The sequence below is a fragment of the Massilia niabensis genome (genome assembly GCF_042655085.1).
GTDB lineage: Bacteria > Pseudomonadota > Gammaproteobacteria > Burkholderiales > Burkholderiaceae_D > Telluria > Telluria niabensis.
Window position 1 is genome coordinate 56,414 of sequence record NZ_JBHSMU010000019.1, and the last position, 18,130, is coordinate 74,543.

17 protein-coding genes are annotated in these 18,130 nt (G+C 66.4%); 14 read left to right on the forward strand and 3 right to left on the reverse strand.

Annotation, left to right across the window (positions count from 1 at the left end):
* The first annotated feature begins 187 nt into the window (after nt 1-187).
* Complete coding sequence (locus tag ACFPN5_RS23580; RefSeq protein WP_379786290.1) at nt 188-400, forward strand: hypothetical protein; 213 nt, start codon at nt 188-190, stop codon at nt 398-400.
* A 55-nt stretch (nt 401-455) separates the two neighbouring features.
* Here ACFPN5_RS23580 and ACFPN5_RS23585 read toward each other — a convergent pair whose 3' ends face one another.
* Nucleotides 456-1,283, reverse strand: a complete 828-nt coding sequence (locus ACFPN5_RS23585) for a ThuA domain-containing protein (RefSeq protein WP_379786291.1) — start codon at nt 1,281-1,283, stop codon at nt 456-458.
* Nucleotides 1,284-1,531: 248 nt separating this feature from the next.
* Between ACFPN5_RS23585 and ACFPN5_RS23590 the strand changes: the two genes are divergently transcribed.
* The 11 genes from ACFPN5_RS23590 (at nt 1,532) to ACFPN5_RS23640 (ending at nt 15,390) form a co-directional block, all read left to right on the forward strand.
* On the forward strand, nt 1,532-3,766 hold the full coding sequence (locus tag ACFPN5_RS23590) for a rhamnogalacturonan lyase family protein (RefSeq protein WP_379786292.1): 2,235 nt from the start codon (nt 1,532-1,534) through the stop codon (nt 3,764-3,766).
* 51 nt (nt 3,767-3,817) lie between these two features.
* Nucleotides 3,818-4,354 carry a PEP-CTERM sorting domain-containing protein gene (locus ACFPN5_RS23595; RefSeq protein WP_379786293.1) on the forward strand — a complete coding sequence of 179 codons (537 nt, stop codon included), beginning with the start codon at nt 3,818-3,820 and terminating at the stop codon, nt 4,352-4,354.
* Between the two features lie 96 nt (nt 4,355-4,450).
* Entirely contained in the window at nt 4,451-5,821 is a 1,371-nt protein-coding gene (locus ACFPN5_RS23600; protein WP_379786294.1) for an acetylxylan esterase, read from the forward strand.
* A 115-nt stretch (nt 5,822-5,936) separates the two neighbouring features.
* Nucleotides 5,937-6,131 carry a hypothetical protein gene (locus tag ACFPN5_RS23605; RefSeq protein ID WP_379786295.1) on the forward strand — a complete coding sequence of 65 codons (195 nt, stop codon included), beginning with the start codon at nt 5,937-5,939 and terminating at the stop codon, nt 6,129-6,131.
* Between the two features lie 161 nt (nt 6,132-6,292).
* On the forward strand, nt 6,293-7,636 hold the full coding sequence (locus tag ACFPN5_RS23610) for a BNR repeat-containing protein (RefSeq protein ID WP_379786296.1): 1,344 nt from the start codon (nt 6,293-6,295) through the stop codon (nt 7,634-7,636).
* 23 nt (nt 7,637-7,659) lie between these two features.
* Nucleotides 7,660-8,820, forward strand: coding sequence for a glycoside hydrolase family 88/105 protein (locus tag ACFPN5_RS23615; RefSeq protein ID WP_379786297.1), 1,161 nt, complete (start codon nt 7,660-7,662; stop codon nt 8,818-8,820).
* A gap of 3 nt (nt 8,821-8,823) precedes the next feature.
* Entirely contained in the window at nt 8,824-11,205 is a 2,382-nt protein-coding gene (locus ACFPN5_RS23620) for a beta-galactosidase (RefSeq protein ID WP_379786298.1), read from the forward strand.
* A gap of 7 nt (nt 11,206-11,212) precedes the next feature.
* Complete coding sequence (locus ACFPN5_RS23625) at nt 11,213-12,475, forward strand: DUF2264 domain-containing protein (protein WP_379786299.1); 1,263 nt, start codon at nt 11,213-11,215, stop codon at nt 12,473-12,475.
* Nucleotides 12,476-12,537: 62 nt separating this feature from the next.
* Nucleotides 12,538-13,389: an acetyltransferase domain-containing protein gene (locus ACFPN5_RS23630; protein ID WP_379786300.1), complete on the forward strand. Its 852-nt coding sequence runs from the start codon at nt 12,538-12,540 to the stop codon at nt 13,387-13,389.
* Nucleotides 13,389-13,739, forward strand: coding sequence for a hypothetical protein (locus ACFPN5_RS23635; RefSeq protein ID WP_379786301.1), 351 nt, complete (start codon nt 13,389-13,391; stop codon nt 13,737-13,739). Before ACFPN5_RS23630 ends, ACFPN5_RS23635 begins: the two co-directional genes overlap by 1 nt.
* A 130-nt stretch (nt 13,740-13,869) precedes the next feature.
* The gene (locus ACFPN5_RS23640) at nt 13,870-15,390 is read left to right on the forward strand and encodes a family 43 glycosylhydrolase (RefSeq protein ID WP_379786302.1); all 1,521 of its coding nucleotides are present in this window, start codon (nt 13,870-13,872) and stop codon (nt 15,388-15,390) included.
* A 31-nt stretch (nt 15,391-15,421) separates the two neighbouring features.
* Here ACFPN5_RS23640 and ACFPN5_RS23645 read toward each other — a convergent pair whose 3' ends face one another.
* Both ACFPN5_RS23645 and ACFPN5_RS23650 read right to left on the reverse strand, forming a co-directional pair.
* Nucleotides 15,422-16,201, reverse strand: a complete 780-nt coding sequence (locus tag ACFPN5_RS23645) for an SDR family oxidoreductase (RefSeq protein WP_379786303.1) — start codon at nt 16,199-16,201, stop codon at nt 15,422-15,424.
* Complete coding sequence (locus tag ACFPN5_RS23650; protein WP_379786304.1) at nt 16,198-16,524, reverse strand: nuclear transport factor 2 family protein; 327 nt, start codon at nt 16,522-16,524, stop codon at nt 16,198-16,200. Before ACFPN5_RS23650 ends, ACFPN5_RS23645 begins: the two co-directional genes overlap by 4 nt.
* Before the next feature lie 102 nt (nt 16,525-16,626).
* On the opposite strand from ACFPN5_RS23650, the gene ACFPN5_RS23655 reads away from it, so the two are divergent.
* Together ACFPN5_RS23655 and ACFPN5_RS23660 are read left to right on the forward strand one after the other, a co-directional pair.
* Nucleotides 16,627-17,544 (forward strand): LysR family transcriptional regulator, encoded by a 918-nt coding sequence (locus ACFPN5_RS23655; protein WP_379786305.1) that lies wholly within the window; start codon nt 16,627-16,629, stop codon nt 17,542-17,544.
* Nucleotides 17,545-17,754: 210 nt separating this feature from the next.
* Nucleotides 17,755-18,090 (forward strand): hypothetical protein, encoded by a 336-nt coding sequence (locus tag ACFPN5_RS23660; protein WP_379786306.1) that lies wholly within the window; start codon nt 17,755-17,757, stop codon nt 18,088-18,090.
* Nucleotides 18,091-18,130: the final 40 nt, after the last annotated feature.

An 18,130-nucleotide genomic window follows, 5' to 3' on the forward strand; every position in this document is an offset into this window, starting at 1 on the left:
TTTTTTTTGCCCGGCAGATGGGAAGTGTTGCGAGCGTGCACGGTGCTGGAAGGCGGGCCGGATCGCCCCATTCAGGCGGTTCTCATAGGAGAGATGCGTCTGCTGAATATCGATCATTCTGAAATGCAATTAGATTTCTTTCTCGAAAGTATCATACTGACCGCATCAGACAACAGCGAGAAACCCCATGTCCAGCCTTCAGTCCTCCGCGTCACGCCCGGCCTCCCGCCTGTGGAGCAAGGCCGTCACGCTCGTGCAGAACATTGCCGGGCGTCTCGTCGTGCCCGTGAGCTCGACCGAAGAGATGAGCGACGTCTGGAAACTGTACCGCTTGACCCCAGCTTCCGATACGGGTCTTCCGGCGGCCGGCCGTGAACGGGCCTCAAGCGCCGAGCGCTGACCCGTGTGTGTCGCGCCACAAAGCCCCGCCATGAGCGGGGCATTTTTTTGGCCGCTTACAATCGCCCGGCCGCCCACAGGACGCCCCGCGCGACCAGGTCGAGGTAGCGCGGATCGGCCATCACGGCGCCGTTGTGGGCCAGCGTGGTGCTGAACACCCGGGCGCGCTTCGGGCCGTATTCGTGGGTCCACGCCACGGCATAAACCTTGCCGCGGTCCGCTTCGACCTTCGATTCCGGCTGTACGCCGGTCAGCACCGGCGTCACGCCGAAGGCGGTCAGGTTGTTGTACAGCTCGTCACTGCCGGTCGTATAGGGAACGAAGCCGGCAGCGATCGGGTGCCCGCCTTCCGCAACGGCGAGGCGGATCGGCGACTGCGGACCGTGGCCGGTGGACTGGATGCCGGTAAATTCGAACCAGCGGGCGTTCGCGTCCCCGGCCTTGACGGGCTGGCGCCAGGCGCCGGAGCGGTAGGAATGCATGGCGCAGTGCAGGTTGACGGCGGAGGTGCCCTTGCGGTGCGGCGCCAGCACCGCGTCGAGTGCCGCAGGGCTGTCCTCGTCGGCCGCGCATTCGTTATGGATCACCACGTCATACCCGTCCGCGTAGCGCGGATTGGCGTAGATGGGCAGGGCCGGACGCGTCGCCTGCTCGCCCGGCTTCGGGTCGTAGTAAACATGGCTGACCTCGGCCGGCATGCGCGCCTTCAGGCCTCTCTCGAGCAGCTCGCGCTGCTGGGCATAGTTGTGGCAGCAGCCTCCGCTCACGATAAGCACCTTGACCGCAGCTGCCTCGGTCGACTTTGCGGGCCCGGCCTGTGCCTGCACGGCGGCCATGGGCAGGATGACTGCGAGCGCAACACCGGCGCCGATGTGGTTCAGCATAGCTTCCTTTCTCTGTGCGGCGACAGCCCGTGCCGGCGCACGAGCTATCTCACCGTTCAGTATGCCGCGTTTTTTCCACGACATCTCTCATGCGAATGATTATTCGGCAGCGGGGAATCCATGGTCCAAACTTGTCAATAAGATAGCGGGACGGCTGGGTGCGGCCGAAGCTTTCCTGAAATGCTCCGCACATCAGGCGACACGAAGGCGTTATTGACAATAACCAACAATAAGGCAATGGGGACAAAATGTTCAACAAGAAAGCTGCAGCGCCGTACCTCCTGCTCGCACTGCTGGCCATGGCCGGCAGCGCGAGCGCAGTCACTGCCGGCCCGGGGATGCAGGTCGAAAACCTGAGCCGTGGGGCGGTCGCGATCAAATCCGCTTCCGGCGTCTTCATCAGCTGGCGCCAGCTCGCCACGGACGCCGCCGGCACCACCTTCAACGTCTACCGCGGCGCGACCAGGCTGACTGCGACGCCCGTCAATGCGCTGAACTATACGGATGCGACCGGCACCGCGGCCGACAGCTATTCCGTACGCGCCGTCGTCGGTGGCGTGGAGCAGCCCGGTTTTGCTGCGGGCGCGACCTGGGCCAACCTGTACAAGTCCATTCCCGTGCAAATTCCGCCGGCAGGCGTCACCAAGGCAGGCGAGGCCTACACCTATGAAATGAACGATGGCTCCACCGCCGACCTGGACGGCGACGGCAGCTATGAAATCATCGTCAAGTGGCAGCCGACCAACGCCAAGGACAACTCGCAGTCCGGCTACACCGGCAACACCTACCTCGACGCCTACAAGCTCGACGGCACCCGGATGTGGCGCATCGACCTCGGCAGGAACATCCGCGCCGGCGCCCATTACACCACCTTCCTGGCCTACGACTTCGATGGCGACGGCCTGGCGGAAGTGATGGCGAAAACGGCCGATGCCACCGTGGACGGGCAGGGCGTGGTGATCGGCTCGCCGACCGCCGACCACCGCAACAGCGCCGGCTACATCCTCACCGGCCCGGAATACCTGACCGTGTTCAACGGCCTGACCGGCGCGGCCATGAAGACCGTCAACTACCTGTCAGCGCGCGGCACGGTGAGCTCCTGGGGCGACAATTACGGCAACCGCGTCGACCGCTTCCTCGGAGGCGTGGCGAATGTCGACGGCAACCGCCCGAGCGCCATCTTCTCGCGTGGTTATTACACGCGGGCCGTGATCGCGGCCTGGGACTGGCGCGACGGCGCGCTGACCAGCCGCTGGGTGTTCGATACCGATGTGTCTGGCGCGGCGGCACGGGGGCAGGGCGCCCACTGGTTCGCCACCGGCGACGCGAATGGCGACGGCAAGGACGACATCGTCTACGGCGCGGCCACCATCGACAGCTATGGCCAGCTGCTGTACACCACCCGCCTGGGGCACGGCGACGCGCTGCACTTCGGTAAATTCGATCCGAACCGCCCGGGCCAGCAGGTGTACATGATCCACGAAAGTCCGGCAACCTATGGCGCCACCGGCTCGGGCATGCACGATGCCGCCACCGGCGCGCTGATCTGGGGCGCGAGCGGTTCCAACGCGGACGTGGGACGCGGCGTGTGCTTCGACGTCCATCCGGGTTACCTGGGTGCCGAATGCTGGGCCAGCCGCGGCGGCTTCCGCAGCGCCACCGGAGCCCTGATCAGCTCCACCGCACCGAGCTCGATGAACTTCGCGGCCTGGTGGGATGGCGACCTGTTGCGCGAGGTGATGGGCAACACCTCGGTCAACAAGTACAACCCGGCCAACAACACCAATCCGGCCATCGTCGACGCCGGGGCGCTCGGCGCCGCCTCCAACAATGGGACCAAGGCCACCCCGGTACTCACGGCCGACCTGTTCGGCGACTGGCGCGAAGAGATCGTCTGGCGCAATGCCAGCAACACCCACCTGATGGTCTTCAGTACCACCATCCCGACGGGCACCCGCGTCACCACCCTGATGCACGATCCGCAATACCGCACCCAGGTGGCGGGACAGAACGCCGGCTACAACCAGCCCCCGCACCCGAGCTTCTACCTGGGCGACGGCGCTACCTCCTTCCCGCAGGCGCCGGTCCACGTTGCGGACAACGGCGCCGGCACCATCCAGGCCGAGACTGCCGTCCTGGACGGCGGCGCGGCGATCAGGACCGACCGCGCGGGCTACCGGCACACGGGCTTCCTGAACTTCCCGACCAGCGGCGGCAGCGCGCAATTCGGGCGCATCAACGGCAACCTCGGCGGAACGAAGACCATCACGGTCCGCTACGCCAACGGCAATCCGACGCCGCGCACCGGCGTCTTGCGGGTCAATGGCGTCGCCCAGGCCGTCACCTTCAAACCGACGGGCAGCTGGACCAACTGGACCACGATGAGCGCCAGCGTCAACCTGGCACCGGGCCGGAGCAACACGCTGCGCTTCGAATCGACAGGCCAGGGACTGGGCAACATCGACGAGCTGATTGTCCCGTAAGAGGGACCTGAAGGGACCAGCTGTTTTTACGATCACGAAAAGGATATCAAGATGAAAAAGCTTCAGATGCTGTTCGCGGCAGCGCTTTGCCTGTTCTCCCAGGCGGTGTGGGCCGCGCCAGTCGGCTGGTACGAGTTCGACGCCACCTGGCGCGACGGGAGTTTTACTGGCCAGTTCTATTACGACGAGGGGTCGCCGTTCCGCGTCACGGCGGTCGACGGCACGCTGGTCGACCTGGCCCAGACCACGGCCATCAACAAGGTGGTGAACCCGGAAGACGCCCAGCTCGAGCGCTGGGTGTTCCTGGCGAACGCTAATCCGGCCGAACTCGCCGGCCATGACGCCGGCTTCTACCTGACGCTGGTGGACCTCGGCGCCTCGCTGACGCTGGATCTCTCGGGCGTCAACGGCCTGTTCGACTGGAGCCGCGAGGCGTTCTACAATCCGGGCCAGCTCGACGATTCGCCGCTGCTGTCCTTCCGCATCGAGCAGGCGAATGAAGTGCCGGAACCGGCGACGGCCATGCTGCTGTTGTCGGGCTTCGCAGGCCTGCTCACGATGCGCCGTTCGCGCAAGCGCCGGGCGTAAGTCCGAAGGGCCGGGCCCGGCGTTGCATCGGTCCGGCCCGCTCAGCTTGAACTTTCATCCCGCGCATGCGCCCCTTGCTTATCCTGTAACCCGATCATGAAACCTGTTTCGATTTCCTTGTCCGCCGCAGCCATCTTCCTGGCGGCGATGCAGTTCGCGTGCGCCAGTCCGGCCACCGCCTCCGCCGCCGCGCCTTCCGAAGTGCGCGTGCTCGACGCGGCACTGCCCGATACGCCGCTGAAGGTCACGCTCACGCGCCCCGACTGGACCTACCGCGTCGGCGAGCCCGCCGCCTTCCTCGTGAAAGTGGACCGGAATCCGTATCCGGCCGAGGGCGTGCGCATCCGCTACCGCCTGGGGCCGGACATGCTCGAGGGCGCCGAACGCACGGCCATCGTCCCGCGCGACGGCCTGGTGTTGCCGGTGCCCGCGCAGACGCAGCCTGGATTCGTGCGCTGCCTGGTCAAGGCGGACCTGGACGGCAAGCCGTATCAGGGGATCGCTACCGCGGCCTTCAGTCCGCTCGAACTGCGCCCGGTCCAGAGCGAGCCGGCCGACTTCGACCGCTTCTGGGCGGCGCAAAGGCGCGACCTGGCGGCGATTGCCCCGGCCTTCCGGCTTACGCCGGCCCCGGCGCTGTCGACGGGCGAAGTCGAGGTGTCCTACCTCAGCTTCCAGAACGTGGGGCCGGGCAGCCGCACCACGCGCATCTATGGCGTGCTGTCGGTGCCGCGCGGCGCCGGGCCGTTCCCGGCCGTGCTGCAGGTGCCGGGTGCGGGCGTGCGCGGCTACAAGGGCACGCCCGAGCTCGCGGCCAAAGGCTTCATCACGCTGCAGCTCGGGATCCACGGCATCCCGGTCGACCTGCCCGACGAGCTGTACGAGCAGCTCAACTACGGCGCCCTCGACGGCTATAACCGCTTCAACCTGGACAATCCGGCCACCTATTACTACCGCCGGGTGTATCTCGGGGCCCTGCGCGCCCTCGACTATCTCGCCCAGCACCCGAAATGGAACGGCAGGCACCTGGTGGCCCAGGGCGGCAGCCAGGGCGGACAGCTTGCCATCATGGCCAGCGCGCTCGACCCGCGCGTGTCGCTGACGATCGCCTCCTATCCAGCGTACAGCGACGTCACCGGCTACCTGCACGGGCGCGCCGGCGGCTGGCCGGGCCTGTTCCGTACGGACGAAGCCGGTGTCAGGCAAGACCAGCCGGTGGAATCCAAGGTGGCCACCTCCGCCTACTACGACACCGCGAATTTCGCCAGGCGGCTACGCGCGCCGGTGCTGTACTACGCCGGCTACAACGACATGGTCACGCCACCGACCTCGACGTTTGCCGTCTACAACGTCATCCCGTCCGCGCGCAGCCTGGTGGTCGAGCCGCAGCAGGCGCATTTCACCTCGCAGGGGCATCGGGATACCCAGGAACGCTGGCTGCTGGAGCACGCGGCCGGGCGGCGCTGATCACGGCGAAAGACATGCGGTTTGTGAATGTCGATCATCAGAAACCACAATTTGCTTTCTATCTGAAAGGGGCCATACTGCTTACATACCCCAGACAAGTCAGCGAGAGGAAATCATGTCCACCACCACCAAAGCAGTTCGTTCCAGCCTGTTCGCCACCGCCTTCGCGCGCATGCAGGTTTTCGTTGCCCGCATCGTGGCACCAGCCGGCGCCGGCAGCGACCTCATGGAGCTGTACCGCCTGTCGCGCGGCTCCGACTCGGTACGCCCGGCCGTCATCCGCCGCCTGGCAGCGAACGCCGCCCGCTGACCCGTACAGCAGCACCCCCATCAAGCCCCGCCGCCGAGCGGGGCTTTTTGTTGGGGGCGCGGTTTGGAAACCTTGCGTCAATCATATCGGTCAGCAACTTGAGCGAAGCGGGAGCGATGCCTGGCTTAGCATTGTCAAACAACAATACTAGAGACAATGTCATGCATTTCCCCCGCAGGACGCCCCTTGCTTACCTGTTCGTGTCGACCTGCCTGCTGCTGGCTGCTGCCGGCTGCGCAAGCGTGTCCGCCCCGGCGCCGCAGGTGGCGATCAGCACCGTGGCGGACGGCTGGGCCGGCAATTCGGTCAATGCCGTGGTCTTCCGCAAGAACGCGCTGGTAAGCGATGCGACGACCCAGTACATCGCCTTCTATGACCGCGACGCCCACGTCGTGCTGGGCAAGCGCAGGCTCGGCAGCGATCGTTGGGAGACCAGGCGCACGGCGTATCGCGGCAACGCGGCCGATGCCCACAACGCGATCAGCATCATGCTCGATGGCGCCGGTTACCTGCACCTGTCCTGGGACCACCACAACAGCATCCTGCAATACGCACGCAGCCGTGCGCCGGGCAGCCTCGACATGGAAACCGCATCCATGACCGGCCGCGACGAGAAGCGCGTGTCCTATCCCGAATTCTTCCGGTTGCCGGACGGCCGGCTCCTCTTCCTCTACCGCGATGGTGGCTCCGGCCGCGGTAACCTGGTCGTCAACCGCTACGAGCCCGGCACCGGAACGTGGCAGCGCCTGCATACCAACCTGATCGATGGGGAGAAGCAGCGCAACGCCTACTGGCAGGCCGTTGTGGATGCCCAGGGCACGCTCCACCTGTCGTGGGTGTGGCGCGGCTCCCCGGATGTGGCCAGCAACCACGACATGGCGTATGCGCGTTCGCGTGACGGCGGCACCACCTGGGAAAACAGCGCCGGCCAGCCATATGCCTTGCCGATGACGGCCGCCAGCGCGGAATACGCGGCGCGCATTCCGCAAAAGAGCGAGCTGATCAACCAGACCTCGATGGCGGCCGATGCCCAGGGGCGCCCGTACATCGCCTCGTACTGGCGCGAGCCGGGCAGCAGCGTGCCGCAGTACCGGGTGCTGTACCACAAGGATGGCAGCTGGCGCCGGCTCGACCTGGACTTTCGGACCACGCCGTTTTCGCTCAGCGGCGGCGGCACCAAGGCCATTCCCATCGCCCGTCCGCAGATCCTGATCACCCCTGGCGGGGCGGGCCGACCCGCCGGCCTGCTGGTGTTTCGCGACCGCGAACGGGGCGACCGCGTCTCGGCCGTGCGCATCGATGACTTCGACGCGCGGCGCTGGTCGGTGCACGACCTGACCCAACACCCAGTCGGGGCCTGGGAACCGAGTTTCGACACTGAAGCCTGGCGCCGCGACGGCGTGCTCGACCTGTTCGTGCAGGCCGTGCAACAGGTCGACGGCGAAGGCATGGCGCAGGTAGCGCCCACACCCGTGCAAGTGCTGCGCTGGAAGCCGCGCTTCTGAAGCGCGCATTTACCTTTTATCTTATGACCAGACGACTTTATCTGAAGATTGCCGCCGCCGGCGTCGCCGCCATCGCCACCGGCTGCGCCACGTCGAGGAATGCAGGCGCCGCGGCCGCCGCCGGCATTACCCGCCCCGAGGTGCTGGCAGCTTTGAGGCGCGCCAACGATTACTGGCAAGCCAACAACCCGCCGCAGCAGTGGGCCTTCTGGGACGTCGCCGCCTACCACACCGGTAATATGGCGGCCTGGCAGCTCACCCAGAACCCGGCCTGGCGCAACTACTCGACCGCCTGGGCCGAGCACAACGCATGGCGCGGCGCTACGTCCGACGTCAAGGCGAACTGGAAGTACAGCTACGGCGAAAAGGCCGACTACGTCCTGTTCGGGGACTGGCAAATCTGCTTCCAGACCTATATCGACCTGTACCGGCTCGATCCTGTGAAGGATCCGCGCAAGATTGCGCGTGCGCGCGAGGTGATGGAATACCAGATGAGCACGCCGAACAGGGATTACTGGTGGTGGGCAGACGGCCTGTACATGGTGATGCCGGTCATGACAAAACTCCATAAAGTCACCGGTGACATACGGTACCTGGACAAGATGCACGAATACTTCCTCTGGGCGGACGGGCTGATGTACGACGCCCAGGCAGGGCTCTACTACCGCGATGCGAAATACGTGTTCCCGAAACACGCGAGCAAGAATGGCGGCAAGGACTTCTGGGCACGCGGCGACGGCTGGGTGTTTGCGGCGTTTGCGAAAGTGCTGGCCGACCTGCCGAAAGACCACCCCAGCCACGTCCTGATCGCCGGGCGCTACCAACGCATGGCGGCCGCACTGGCAGCGGCGCAGCAGCCGGACGGCTCCTGGACGCGCAGCCTGCTCGACCCCCAGCACGCGCCGGGACCCGAGTCCAGCGGCACCGCCTTCTTCACCTTCGGCTACCTGTGGGGCATCAACAATGGCTACCTCGACAAGGCGGCGTACACGTCGGTCGCCCTGCGCGGCTGGAATTTTCTCGCCAAGACCGCGCTCCAGCCCGACGGCAGGCTCGGTTACGTGCAGCCGATCGGCGAGCGTGCCGTGCCGGGGCAAGTCGTCAACCAGCAGTCGACGGCGCCGTTCGGCGTCGGCGCCTTCCTGCTCGCGGCCGTTGAGATGGCCCATTTTCTCGATCAATAAATTATGACAACCAACACTGCGCGCCGCCGCATCATCCGCGGCACAGCCGGCGCACTCGGCGGCACCATGCTGCCCCTGGCAATCGGCGCCCGCGCAGCGGCTCCCGGCGCGGCACGTTTCGCCATCGGCGCGAACGACTTCCTGCTCGACGGCAAACCGCTGCAGATCCGCTGCGGCGAAATGCACTTCGCCCGCGTGCCGCGCGAGTACTGGACCCATCGCCTGAAAGCCATCAAGGCGATGGGCCTGAACACCGTGTGCGCCTACCTGTTCTGGAACTACCACGAGTGGCGCGAGGGCAAATACGACTGGGCCGGCCAGCGCGACGCCGTCGAATTCTGCCGCCTGGCGCAGCAGGAGGGGCTGTGGGTCATCCTGCGCCCGGGCCCGTATGCCTGCGCCGAATGGGAGATGGGCGGCCTGCCGTGGTGGCTGCTGAAGCACCCGGGCGAATTCCTGCGCACCCGCAGCGACGCCTTCGTGCTGCCGGCGCGGCGCTGGCTGCGTGAGGTTGGCCGCGTGCTCGGCCCGCTGCAGGTGACCCAGGGCGGCCCGATCCTGATGGTGCAGGTCGAGAACGAATACGGCTTCTTTGCCAGCGACCTCGAGTACATGCGCGTGATGCGCCAGGCGGTGCTCGATGCGCGCTTCGATGTGCCCCTGTTCCAGTGCAACCCGACGAATGCGGTGGCGAAGACCCATATTCCCGAGCTGCTGTCGGTGGCGAACTTCGGCAGCGATCCGGCGGCCGGCTTCAGGGCGCTCGCCGCGGTGCAGAAGGGCCCGCTGATGTGCGGCGAATACTACTCGGGCTGGTTCGACACCTGGGGCGCGCCGCATCGCCGCGGCAGTGCCGACAAGGCGGTTGCGGATATTGCATGGATGCTGAAGGCGAACGGCTCGTTCAGCCTCTACATGGCGCACGGCGGCACCACCTTCGGGCTGTGGGGCGGCTGCGACCGGCCCTTCCGCCCGGACACCACCAGCTACGACTACGACGCGCCGATCAGCGAAGCGGGCTGGATCGGCGAAAAATTCATGGCCTACCGCGCGGCGATGTTGCCGCACCTGGCACCAGGCGAGAGCCTGCCGGAGGCGCCGCCGCGCAACCCGACCATGAGCATCGCGCCGTTTGCGCTGTCCGAGTCGGCGCCGGTGCTGGCCAACCTGCCCAAGCGCACCATTCGCGATGTCTCGCCGCGCGCGATCGAGGCGTACGACATCAGCCGCGGGCTGGTGGCCTACCGCGTCACCTTGCCTGCGGGCCCGGCGGGCGTGCTGGCCGCGGCCAAGGTGCGCGACCTGGCCTGGGTGTATGTCGACGGCAAGCTGGTGGGCACGATGGATACGCGGCGCCGCCGTTTCAAGGTGGCGCTGGTGGCGCGCAGCAGGCCGGTCACGGTCGAGATCCTGCTGTACACCATCGCGCGCGTGAATTTCGGGCGCGAGGTGCACGACCGCAAGGGGCTGCACGGCCCGGTCACCTTCACCCCGAAAGACGGCGCGGCGCAGCCGGTGGAAAACTGGCAGATCCGCGCCATCGATTTCGATGCCGATGCAGCGCTGCCGCCGCTGGCGTTCCGGCGCGGCCGCGCGAAGGGTCCGGCGTTCTGGCGCGGCAGCTTCGAGGCCGGCCGCCAGGCGGACACCTTCCTCGACATGTCGAGCTGGGGGCAGGGCATCGTCTGGATCAATGGCCGCTGCCTGGGCCGCTACTGGAGCATCGGCCCGACCCAGACCATGTACCTGCCGGGGCCGTGGGTCCGGCGCGGCCGCAACGAGATCGTGGTGCTCGACCTGACCGGCCCGCGCGCCGCGCGCATCGCGGGCCTCGAGCAGCCCATCCTCGACGTGCTGCACCCGGAACTCGACCTGGCGCGACCGTCCAGCACGGCCAGGCTGCAGCTCGATGGCATCAGGCCCGTGCATGAGGGCGAATTTGCGCCGGGCGCCGCGACCCAGGAGGTCCGCTTCGCCGCGCCCGCTGCCGGCCGCCAGTTCTGCCTCGAGTCGCTCAGCGCCTTCGACGGCAAGGAGCATGCCGCGGCCGCCGAGATTGCCCTGCTGGGCAAGGACGGCAAGGTGATCGACCAGTCGGCCTGGACGATTGCCTGGGTCAGCAGCGAGGAAGCCGGCAAGGAAGACGGCAGTGCGCTCAACGCGATCAACGGCCAGAACAGCGACCACTGGCACACCGCCTACAGCGGCCGCAGCGGTAGCCGGAGCGCCGGCGCCGTCCATCCGCACCGCCTGGTCATCGACCTCGGCGCGCGGACCGAGGTGGCCGGCATGCGCTACACGGGCCGCCAGGGGGCAGAGGGCGTGACCGGGCGGATCAGACAATACCGGGCGTACGTCGGCGACGCCCTGGCAGTGGAGGAGTGAGACAGGAATGAAACGACGCGACTTTGTGCAGCGTGTAGTGCTGGGATCAGCCGCGAGCGGGCTGGCGGGAAGCACGCAAACGGCTGCGGCGGCCAGCATGGCCGCGCCTGGGAGCGAGCGCGCCTGGATGGCGGGACTGCTGCAGAAGATGGCCGAACCGGTGCTGTCGAACATGGCAAAGGGAGAACTGCACAAGCGCTTCGCGCTGGAAGTCAGCCCGACCTGGGACGGGCGCGACAAGCGCGTGGCCTACCTGGAGTGCTTCGGCCGCCTGGCCGCCGGCATCGCGCCCTGGCTGGCGCTGCCCGAGGACAGCACGGCGGAGGGCAGGGTGCGCAAGCGCCTGCAGCAGCAGGCCCTGCAAAGCTTCACCAACGCGGTCGACCCGGCCAATCCCGACTACCTGCTATGGAAGGGCCAGGGCCAGGCCCTGGTCGACTCGGCTTATTTCACGAACGCCCTGATGCGCGCGCCGAAAGCGCTGTGGGAGCCGCTCGACGCCACCACCCGCCAGCGCATCGTCAATGAGATCAAGGGTCTGCGGCGCGTCAATCCGCCCTATACGAACTGGCTGCTGTTTGCGGCCATGAACGAAGCCTGGCTGATGTCGGTCGGCGAAGAGTACGATCCGATGCGCCTGAACGTTGCCATCCGCAAGATCAACGAGTGGTATATCGGCGACGGCTGGATCAAGGATGGGGAGTCTTTCCACTTCGATTACTACAACTCCTTCGTGATGTACCCGATGCTGGTCGAGGTCCTCGAGGTGCTGACCAGGCACAAGGGGCCGTTCTGGCAAGGCAAGCCGGCCGACCTGCTGGCCCAGGCAGTCAAGCGCACGGGGCGCTACTGCGAACACCTGGAACGCTTCATCTCGCCCCAGGGAACCTTCCCGCCGATCGGCCGCTCGCTTACCTACCGCACCGCCGCCTTCCAGCCGCTGGCGCTGCTGGCCTGGCGCAAGCAGCTGCCGAGAAGCCTGGCGGAGGGACAGGTGCGACCCGCGCTGCATGCGGTCCACAAGGCCGTCTGGAGCGCGCCCGGCAACTTCACGCAGGACGGCTTCCTGACCATTGGTTTTGTCGGCCAGCAGGGCGCCCTTGGCGACTGGTACTCGAACAACGGCAGCATGTACATCGCGGCGTCGAGTTTCCTGGCGCTCGGCCTGCCCGAGACCGACAGCTACTGGACCAGCCCCGCGCAGGAGTGGACGCAGCAGAAAGCCTTTGGCGGGCGCAGCTTCCCAAAGGACTACCCGGTCGATTACTGAGGGCGGGTGTGGTTCGCGCCCTTGCGGGTAAAATGGCAGGGTTGCCTACCTGATTAGCCTGCATGCCCCGCTCCGCGATCCACTTCTTGCTGTCCATTTTGCTGCTCGCCTGGCAGCCAATGGCGCGGTTGCGTGGCCGGCAGGCGGCATGGCTGGTCGCCATGTTCCTTGTCCTGCAAGCGTTTGCGGCCGCGCAACACGACCACGTGCGCGAAACCTTCTTCCTGCAGTACCAGGTGAGCGACCCGATGGATGTGGCCAGCACCAGCCCGGCGCTGTTCTTCACCCGCCTGTCGGCGCACTTCTGCGCACCGATGTTCGTGTTCCTGACCGGCCTGTCGGCCTGGCTGTACGCGAACCCGCCCGGCGGCCGGCGCGACGCCACGGGCTTCCTCGTCAAGCGCGGCCTGCTGCTGATTGCTCTCGAAATCGTGGTCATCAACTTTGCGTGGACGGGCACGTTCGCGCCGGCGGTGCTGTACCTGCAGGTGATGTGGGCGATCGGCCTGGCGATGCTCGCGCTCGCGCTGCTGCACCGCCTGCCGCTGGCCGTGCTTGCGGCGGCCGGCCTCCTCATCGTGGGCGGCCACAATGCGCTGGCCGGCCTGTCCTTCGAGCCGGGCAGCTTCGCTGCACATGCCTGGACGGTGCTGGAGCAGCGCGGCTACCTGGCGGACGAACCGGTGCGGGTGAAGATCAGCAACCCGGTGCTGGCCTGGATCGGCGTGATCCTGCTCGGCTATGCCTGCGGGCCGCTGTTCGCGCGTACGCTTGGCGCCGCGCCGCGCCGCGCCGGCGCTGGCTGGCGATCGCCGGCCTGGCCTGCCTCGGCTTGCTGCTCCTGCTGCGGGTCCCGAACCTGTATGGCGAGCCGGTCGCCTGGGCGCTGCATCCGGAACCCGTGCAGAGCCTGATGTCCTTCCTGAACTTCACCAAGTATCCGCCCTCGCTCGACTTCCTGCTGCTGACGCTGGGCGGCGGCCTGCTGGTGCTGGCGTGGCTGGAAGGGGCGGACAACGCGCTGACCCGGGTAGCCGCCGTGTTCGGCGGCGCGCCGCTGTTCTACTACCTGCTGCACCTGTACGCGCTGCTGGCACTGCAGCGGGTCGCGGCCGCGGCCCTGGGTCTGCAGCGTGCGGACGTGGGCTCTGTGTGGCAGGTGTGGATGATCGCGGTGCTGCTGGCGGCGGCACTGTATTGGTCGACCAGGCGCTTCGGCCTCTACAAGCGGCAAAGCGCGGGGGGATGGGTGAAGTATTTCTGAGCGCCGCCGCGTCATTCTGTCATCAGCTTGACTCGTTGGGGGGCCTTGCGAGCCTGCCGTACAGGTAAACTCGCAAGCAGACCCGGTCGCGCAGGCGCCTGGGTCACGACCAACAACCCGGAGCCCTTCGATGACCGATTTCCTTCGCCTTGCCTGCCTGTCCCTCGCCATTGGCGGCAGCTGCCTGGTCCCTCAGGCGGCGGCCGGCGGCCAGACCATCCGCAACGGGATCTTCTGGAAGGACACGGCCGGTACGCCTATCTTTTCGCAGGGCGGGGGGATGCTCAAGGTCGGGGACAAGCACTACTGGTACGGGGTGAAGTATGCCGAGGCAGTCAGTTACGCCAATGCGCCGAATCCGGCAACAGCGGCAAGGGCGTCGCCCCATTTCGCGGCCGTGACGGCCTACTCGTCCATGGACCTGGTCAACTGGACCTTCGAAGGCGAGGTCATGAAGGCGGGCCAGCCCGGCAAGCTGGCCGACGCGAACGCCTGGGTCGGACGCATGGGCGTCGTGTACAACGCGCGCACGCGCAAGTACGTGCTGCTGACCCAATACGGCAGCAAGAGCGGCGGCGCCGGCGTCCTGTTTGCGACGAGCGACACGCCGACCGGCCCCTTCGTCGTCGAGCGGCTGCAGGCGCGCATCGGGAATGTCGCCTCGCCGACCTCGGGCGACCAGACGGTGTTCATCGACGACGACGGCCAGCCCTACCTCATCTTCAGCAACAACGGTGACCGGCGGCGCCTGTACGTCGCGCCCCTGCGCACGGCCGACTACCTGGAGGTCGAGCCGGCCACGCAGGTCTACCACGCGCCGGCCGGCGGGCGCGAGGGCAATGCCATGTTCAAGTACCAGGGCCTGTACTACTTCTGCTCGTCCGACCTGCACGGATGGAACGCCTCGCGCAGCTATTGCATGACATCCTCGCGGGTGACCGGCCCCTACACGCCCGAAAAGCTCATTGCCGGGACCGACGCCGACTTTTCGCACGTGTCCCAGAATGGCTTCTTCATCCCGGTGCATGGAAAATCCGGGACCACGATCCTGTACGCCGGTGACCGCTGGAGCAATTTTGCCGGCAATGGACACGGCTATAACATCTGGGTGCCGCTGTCGTTCAAGGGCGCCGAGCCGCGCTTCCATTCGCTCAGCGAATTCACGCTCGACGCCGCCAACGGCAGCTGGAGCGTCGGCAAAGGCAACAACTATGTTCTCAATCCGGGCTTTGAGGCGGACCGCGTACGCCAGACTGGCGTGGCGGGCTGGGTCAGCAGCTGGACCAGCCTGAAGGGCGACGCACCGTTCATGAACACCCAGGACGCCCGCAGCGGCCGCTGGGCCCTGACGCTCAGGCACGGCGGCGAGACCATGGGCAGCGCGATCCAGGACATTGTCCTGCCGAACGGCGTCTACACGCTCAAGGCCTGGGTAAAGAGCAGCGGCGGGCAGCGGGTGGCCCGGCTCTACGCGAGCGGACACGGCGGCGCCGAGATTGCGCAGGCGCTCGCCGGGCCGATCGGCAAATGGACCGAACTCACGCTCCCGGGCATCCGGGTCGACAGCGGCGCCGTGCAGGTCGGCGTGTACTCGGAAGGCAAGGACGGCGACTGGCTCGCGCTGGACGACGTCAGCCTGGTGCGCGAGTGAATCGAATGATGCGCTATCCAGGTCACACTGCCTAGACTGTCGGCAGCGTGCCGCCATCGATCACGAACTCGGCGCCATGAACCGACGCCGCCAGCGGCGACAACAAGAACGCCACCAGTTCGGCGACTTCCCCGGGCTTGCCCGGGCGGCCGATGGGAATGCCGCCGAGGGACGCCATGAGCCGCTGCCTCGCCTGTTCTTCGCTGCCTCCCTGGTGCTCCGCCATGCGCCCGATCAGGGCCTGCGCGGCAGAGGTTTCGATAAACCCGGGTGCGACGCTGTTCACCCGGATGCCGCGGGGGCCGAATTCGTTGGCCAGCGATTTGCTGTAATTGGCGAGGGCCGCCTTGGCCGCGGCATAGGCCACTGTCGCGTCAAACAAGGGCAGGCGCCGCTGGATCGAGGTGATATGAATGAGGGCGCCGGCACCGCGTTCCAACATCGCCGGCAGGAAGGCGCGGTCGAGCCGCACGGCCGATATCAGGTTGACCTGGATCGCCGCATCCCACATCGCATCGGTCAGTGCAAGTGCTCCTCCGCCGGGCGCGGAAGAACCGCCGACGTTGTTGACCAGGAAGTCCAGGTAGCCGAATTCGCGCTTCACGGCCTCGGCGACACGGTCCACCCCGTCGGCGCTACCAACGTCCGCCTCGAGATAGCGGACCCCGGGCAGCGGCTCCTGCGGCAAGCGGCGTGCCGTCGTGATCACGGTGGCACCGTCCTGCGCCAGCCGGCGGACGATGGCCTCGCCCATCCCCTTCGTGCCGCCGGTGACGAGCGCGTGCCTGCCCTTGAATGGATAAGCGTTCATGGCTTGATCTCCAGCGATTGAATGCTTCCGGATTCGAGCAGGAAGTTGAAGTGCAGGGCAATCGGGCTGCCGGGGAAGTGTCCGCGGACGGTCGCGCGCAGCCTGTGCAGCCCGCCGGCTTCTTCCAGGCCGACCGGCTCGATGGTGGACTGGTAGCGCATGCCGGTTTCACGCGCCCATGCGGCGATCTCGTCGCGGCCGCGCCGTACGCTTCCTTCGTCGAAGACCGTGGCGTCGGCGTGAAAGCAGGTTGCCAGGCGGTCCGGCGCCTGCGCGTTGGCGGCATCGATATAGCCTGCAATGGCTTGCGGTAGTGTGTTCATGTCATCTCCCAAGAATGTGCACCTAGTGTAGATTCGGGCATCATGGAGAAAAAGCATGCAAGTGGACATGCGTTATGAACCACTGGTTCACAATGAGGTGATATGGGCTCCTTCGATCTGATTCGACTTTTCCTGGCCGTTGCCGACGAGCGCAGCTTCACGCAGGCCGCGAGGCGGCTGGACATTACGCCGACGGCGGTGAGTAAAGGAATCCGCGCGCTCGAGAAGAAACACGGCGTTCCCTTGTTCGCCAGGACGACCCGCAGCGTTGCGCTGACCGAGGCCGGGGCGAGCCTGCTGGCCGCCCTCAAGCCGGCCGTCAGCCAGATCGAGGATGCGTTCAACGAGCTTGGCCGCTTCCAGAGCCGCCCGTCCGGTCATTTGCGCCTCGCCGCGCCGCGCGCCCTCGGATTTCTCGTTGCACGGGTCCTGGTGCCGCGCATGCGCGCTGCCTGCCCCGACCTCACGTTCGAGCTGTCGCTCGACGATGGCCTGGTCGACCTGGTAGCCTCGGGCTACGACGCCGGCATCCGGCTGGGGCAGGCGCTTGCCCAGGACATGGTGGCAATCCGCCTCAGCAGCCCCTTATCGTGGTCGATCGTGGCGGCGCCGGGCTATTTCGAGCATGCAGGTGTCCCCGAGCGGCCGCACGACCTGTTGCGCCATGAAACGCTCCGTTATCGTTTCCCGACCTCCGGGCGCTTGCCACCGTGGCGGCTGACAGGCGCCGAAGGCGAGCTGCTCCTCGACACGGAGGCGCTCCTCACCGCCAACGATACCCGGATGATTGCCGAGTGGGCACGCCAGGGCATGGGGATCGCTTACCTGCCGGACCTGGAAATCGCGGATGATGTGCAGAGCGGACGCCTGATGCGGGTACTGACGGGGTGCGTCCCCGAGACCTCCGGGCTCTTCCTGTATTTCCCCATGCGCACCCAGCATCAGCCCAAGATGCGCGCGCTGATCGAACAGGTGTCCCGGCTGGCCGCGGAGGGTGCGCTCGATGTGGCCTGCAAATGATCGATGGCACACTGATACTGTTTTGCCTTGACGCCAGGCGGTGCTTTCAGCACACAATGCTGTTTCTCTAAAGCACCTTTTCCCATGACTGCTTCGCTTCCCCACTATCGGATTGACTGCCGGCTGTATCAGGCAAAGTCCGTGGGGTGTGACCGGATCTGCGGTGTCGAGGCCTAAGCGCCGGCCAGTGAATACCCAGGGAGTAAAAAAATGAACGTAGAACTGTCGACGACAATCGTTGTTACCGCTGGAGGTGACGAAGTCGGTTCCCACGAGGTACAGGAAGGGAAGCATCACTGTCTGCGTGCTCAAAGCGACTCCAGCAACGGAGACATCGTTCTCGATTTTTCGACCCGTCGTGCCATGTATAACTTTGCTGTGTCGCTTCTACAGGAGGCCGTGCATGGAACGAGCGGACAGCAAGAGTTTTACCCGCTCGGCCATGAAGGCCAATGGCGGGTAGTGAACGGTGTGAGGATGAGCGAAGGCAGTTCCCGATTGTTCGTTTTCTATGGGATCGACACCCCTGGTGTGGGACCATCCTAGCTCCGATCTGGATCGAGAGCAGCCGGCCGCGGCTGGCAGC

Excerpts from the sequence above, each read along its gene's own strand:
- ACFPN5_RS23635 (WP_379786301.1), top strand. The coding sequence starts at position 13,389 with ATGTCCTTCCTGAACTTCACCAAGTATCCGCCCTCGCTCGACTTCCTG.
- ACFPN5_RS23600 (WP_379786294.1), top strand. The coding sequence starts at position 4,451 with ATGAAACCTGTTTCGATTTCCTTGTCCGCCGCAGCCATCTTCCTGGCG.
- ACFPN5_RS23590 (WP_379786292.1), top strand. The coding sequence starts at position 1,532 with ATGTTCAACAAGAAAGCTGCAGCGCCGTACCTCCTGCTCGCACTGCTG.
- ACFPN5_RS23595 (WP_379786293.1), top strand. The coding sequence starts at position 3,818 with ATGAAAAAGCTTCAGATGCTGTTCGCGGCAGCGCTTTGCCTGTTCTCC.
- ACFPN5_RS23630 (WP_379786300.1), top strand. The coding sequence starts at position 12,538 with ATGCCCCGCTCCGCGATCCACTTCTTGCTGTCCATTTTGCTGCTCGCC.
- ACFPN5_RS23585 (WP_379786291.1), bottom strand. The coding sequence starts at position 1,283 with ATGCTGAACCACATCGGCGCCGGTGTTGCGCTCGCAGTCATCCTGCCC.
- ACFPN5_RS23620 (WP_379786298.1), top strand. The coding sequence starts at position 8,824 with ATGACAACCAACACTGCGCGCCGCCGCATCATCCGCGGCACAGCCGGC.
- ACFPN5_RS23650 (WP_379786304.1), bottom strand. The coding sequence starts at position 16,524 with ATGAACACACTACCGCAAGCCATTGCAGGCTATATCGATGCCGCCAAC.
- ACFPN5_RS23655 (WP_379786305.1), top strand. The coding sequence starts at position 16,627 with ATGGGCTCCTTCGATCTGATTCGACTTTTCCTGGCCGTTGCCGACGAG.
- ACFPN5_RS23605 (WP_379786295.1), top strand. The coding sequence starts at position 5,937 with ATGTCCACCACCACCAAAGCAGTTCGTTCCAGCCTGTTCGCCACCGCC.
- ACFPN5_RS23660 (WP_379786306.1), top strand. The coding sequence starts at position 17,755 with ATGAACGTAGAACTGTCGACGACAATCGTTGTTACCGCTGGAGGTGAC.
- ACFPN5_RS23645 (WP_379786303.1), bottom strand. The coding sequence starts at position 16,201 with ATGAACGCTTATCCATTCAAGGGCAGGCACGCGCTCGTCACCGGCGGC.
- ACFPN5_RS23625 (WP_379786299.1), top strand. The coding sequence starts at position 11,213 with ATGAAACGACGCGACTTTGTGCAGCGTGTAGTGCTGGGATCAGCCGCG.
- ACFPN5_RS23640 (WP_379786302.1), top strand. The coding sequence starts at position 13,870 with ATGACCGATTTCCTTCGCCTTGCCTGCCTGTCCCTCGCCATTGGCGGC.
- ACFPN5_RS23580 (WP_379786290.1), top strand. The coding sequence starts at position 188 with ATGTCCAGCCTTCAGTCCTCCGCGTCACGCCCGGCCTCCCGCCTGTGG.
- ACFPN5_RS23610 (WP_379786296.1), top strand. The coding sequence starts at position 6,293 with ATGCATTTCCCCCGCAGGACGCCCCTTGCTTACCTGTTCGTGTCGACC.
- ACFPN5_RS23615 (WP_379786297.1), top strand. The coding sequence starts at position 7,660 with ATGACCAGACGACTTTATCTGAAGATTGCCGCCGCCGGCGTCGCCGCC.